Here is a 265-nt window from a genome sequence, read left to right as displayed (position 1 = left end):
CGCTGAATCTCGGACAGGGTATCTGGCTGAGCGATAGCGCCGAAGGCAATCTGCGTAGCGCGATTGCGGTAAGCCGTGCGGCAAATGCTTTTGATGTGGACGGCGAAACGGCAGCCATGCTGGTGAGTGTGGCGATGAATGACGATCAGCCCATCGCGGTTCTTAAGCGTCTCGCTGATTTATTGCTCGACAATAAAGCTGACCGCTTGATGAAAGCGGATGCGGCAACGTTGCTGGCGCTGCTGACCAGCGATGATGCGCCGAC

The 265-nt window shown here is 57.0% G+C and carries 1 pseudogene; it reads left to right on the top strand.

Annotated elements, in window-relative coordinates:
- Positions 1–265, top strand: a pseudogene (locus V5P19_RS23760) (bifunctional PTS fructose transporter subunit IIA/HPr protein); the annotation flags it as partial.

The organism is Enterobacter sp. UNJFSC 003 (assembly GCF_036903355.1).
Taxonomy (GTDB): Bacteria; Pseudomonadota; Gammaproteobacteria; order Enterobacterales; family Enterobacteriaceae; genus Enterobacter.
Note: the sequence above shows the minus strand (reverse complement) of the source record. Positions and strands in the feature narration are given on the sequence as shown.